Annotated in this window: 2 protein-coding genes; both read left to right on the forward strand. The window is 57.3% G+C overall.

Features of this window, described 5'->3' with window-relative positions:
* Positions 1-1,790 (forward strand): RHS repeat-associated core domain-containing protein (locus tag WCO56_29355; GenBank protein MEI7733709.1); only part of this gene is annotated, 1,790 nt, incomplete at its 5' end.
* 3 nt (positions 1,791-1,793) lie between these two features.
* Positions 1,794-2,186: a hypothetical protein gene (locus WCO56_29360; protein MEI7733710.1), complete on the forward strand. Its 393-nt coding sequence runs from the start codon at positions 1,794-1,796 to the stop codon at positions 2,184-2,186.
* Positions 2,187-3,199: the final 1,013 nt, after the last annotated feature.

Consider the following 3,199-nt stretch of genomic DNA (forward strand, 5'->3'; position numbering starts at 1 on the left):
GTTACGACGCCAACAATAACCGCACGAATGTGGTGCAGGCGGGCAAGACCAACGCCTGGACATTCGACGCGTATGACCGCGTGGCCACGTACAAGGATGCCGATGGAAATTTGATCCAGTACCGCAGCGATGCCAACGGCAACGTGACAAACCTGGTGTATCCGGGGGGGAAGACGGTGAGTTACGCGTTTGACAGCCTGAACCGGCTGACCAACGTTACGGATTGGGCCAGCCGCAAGACCGGCATCGAGTATGATCTGGCCAGCCGGGTAAAGCGGATCACGCGACCCAACGGGACGGTGCGGGAGATGGGCTATGACGCCGCCGGGCAGACTACCAACATCTTGGAGCGGACGGCCTCGGGAACCCCGATTGCCCTGTTCAAGTTTGGCTGGAATGCCGCCGCGCGAATGGATTGGGAATTTGCCGCGCCGCTGCCGCATGGCGCGACTCCGCCCACGCGGTCCATGACCTATGATGACGACAACCGGATTGCCACGTTTAACGGACAAAACGTCAGTTACGATTTGGATGGCAACCTGATCACCGGCCCGCTCACCAATAACACACTGGTGAGTTACACGTACGACGCCCGCAACCGGCTGGTAACGGCGGGTGGGCTGGACTACACCTACGATCCGGCAGGCAACCGGGTCGCGGTCACCAATGGCACCAACATCACGCGCCTGGTGGTGGACCCCAACGCGGCGCTGTCCCAGGTGCTGATGCGGGTGAAAAGTGGCGTGACGAACTATTACGTCTATGGTCTGGGCCTGCTTTACGAGGCGGATGACGCCGGAAACACCAAGACCTACCATTACAATTACCGGGGCAGCACGGTTGCCATCACCGATGACAGCGGCAATGTGACGGACCGCGTGGAATACTCCGCTTACGGAACGACTACCTACCGGAGCGGCAACACGGATACCCTGTTCCTGTTCAACGGGCGCTATGGGGTGCAAACCGATCCCAACGGCTTGCTGTACATGCGGGCGCGGTATTACAACCCGTATATATGCCGGTTTCTCAATCCGGACCCGTCCGGATTCTCGGGTGGGTTGAACCATTACGCCTATGCGGATGGCAACCCAGTCAGTTTGATTGATCCGTTTGGGCTGGGTGCCGTAGGCGAGGGTAGTGCATGGTCATGGCTGAAGGCAGGTGTTGGTACGGCCGCAGGCTGGGCGTATGATCAGGTTAACGACATGGCGGCAACTATCGGGGGGGTGGGCCATGAAGCCGTTGGTGCCGCGCTGGATATGCTGGGCGACGTCACCGGAACAGGTGCGAACCTTGGCCAAGGTTTCCGCAGCATGGCCCAAGATTGCTACAATGCGCGCGGCAGTGCGGCCAGCGCGGGATACTATGATCCGCAAAATCCTGCCATCATGTCCGCAGGTATTATGCTTGCCGTCGTGAATCCAGAAGGGGCTGCGGCCAGCCGGTTTTATTCCACCGCGAAGGAAGGACAAGTTCTATATCGCGGAGTAGCCCAAGGTTCCGTGCATGACATTCAACAAGCTGCTGGAGGTGCAATTGTGCCGCGTGGTGGCAGCGCATCAGCATACCTCCATGTGAATGAAGGAATAACCAGCAGTCCATACACTTCATGGACCACGGATATCAACGTGGCTAGGAGATTTGCGGGTAATGACGGAGCTATTTTTAGTGTTAGCCGTAACGCGATTCCGAACCGGACCATTGATGCTTCAACATTTTCGCGGCTGCCCAACGAGAGAGAGGTTCTCATCGAGAGCACCGTATATGGCGTTGAAAGGGTGCATTGATTTATGTTTGTGTGGAATGAATTCAGATCATTGGCTTTGACAGCGGCCATGCCGCTTTGCAGAGATGATAGTGGTCTTACCAAATTGTTAATGGCCAATTCTCCGGCCAAAGAAAAGGTCGAAGAGATGGGACGTCCCGTACCTGAATCGGTGGGAATTCACCAAATGAAAGACCCTGAAAACTTCAAGCGAGCCCTTCGGATTCGGCGAGGCCTTGCGCAAAACGATGAAAACTCTAGTTACGTCTCCTATGCCGATTCAGTCCTTCGGTTCTTGGAAACCATTGACGCAGGAAAGGCGATCTTCATAGTGCTGATCGCAACGAAGAACGCGACTTATGAGTTTCTCTTTGCGCCGGAATTGAAAAAGATACACGCTGAGAAGGTAATTGTTTAGCTTACTATAGCGACGCTTCTTTTACTGCTGTAATTTGGCCCAGTCGGCTGAGGTAACTGTTTGCACGACCGCGCCACACCACACGTGGTCAGGCGTTCCCCTCCACACCGGATGCTACGCAACCGGTGTTCCGGGGAAACGCCTTCCCATTAGTCCCATCCGTCCTATCAGTCTCAGTCCTTGCTGTCCTTGGAGTCATTGCAGTCTTTCAACTGCTTGCTCTGCCGTTTCACACTTTCAGGCTCTTCACACGGCACACCCACGGCACACCACACGGCACGGCCTACCCCCTCCACACCTGATGCTTCGCAACAGGTGTTCCGGGGGTAGGCCTTGACCTTTCCAGCTTCGGATACCTGTAGCTTCAGCCTGTTGCTGCGGCGGCCCCCTTCGTGCCGGGTGCTGCCGCAACCGGCACTCAGGGGCCCGCCTTGCGCATACCTGATACGGATGATGGTCTGTGGATTTCCAGAGCGTACCGCTGGCGCGTCGACCGAAACGCACTGTGAACACCAGAGCTAGTTCGCTTTCTGAAGCGCCCTCGCTGCCGCGACCACGATGCCCGCTATGGATTCCAGTAGTTTCTCGCAGTTCGATACGCCCCCGCTGACGCGCCGACTGATACGCACTGTGGACACCAGAGCTGACTCGCTTTCTGGAGCGCCCCCGCTCGCGCGCCATTTGATGCGGATTCCGCGATTCACAGTGTCTGGACTCCAGAGGTGCTCCGCTGCCGCGACCTCGATACCCGCCATGGATTTCAGTAGTTTCTTGCAGTTCGATACGCCCCCGCTGCCGCGCCGACCGATACGCACTGTGGACACCAGAGCTGACTCGCTTTCTGGAGCGCCCCCGCTGACGCGCCATTCGATGCGGATTCCGCGATTCACGGTGACTTGGATTCCTGTGGTGCTCCGCTGTCGCGACCTCGATGCCCGCCCTGGATTCCAGTAGTTTCTCGCAATTCGATACGCCCCGAGGATGTCAGTTCGCTGTGCTCAGCGGAGAAGTCA

Source organism: Verrucomicrobiota bacterium, from assembly GCA_037139415.1.
Lineage (GTDB): Bacteria > Verrucomicrobiota > Verrucomicrobiia > Limisphaerales > Fontisphaeraceae > JBAXGN01.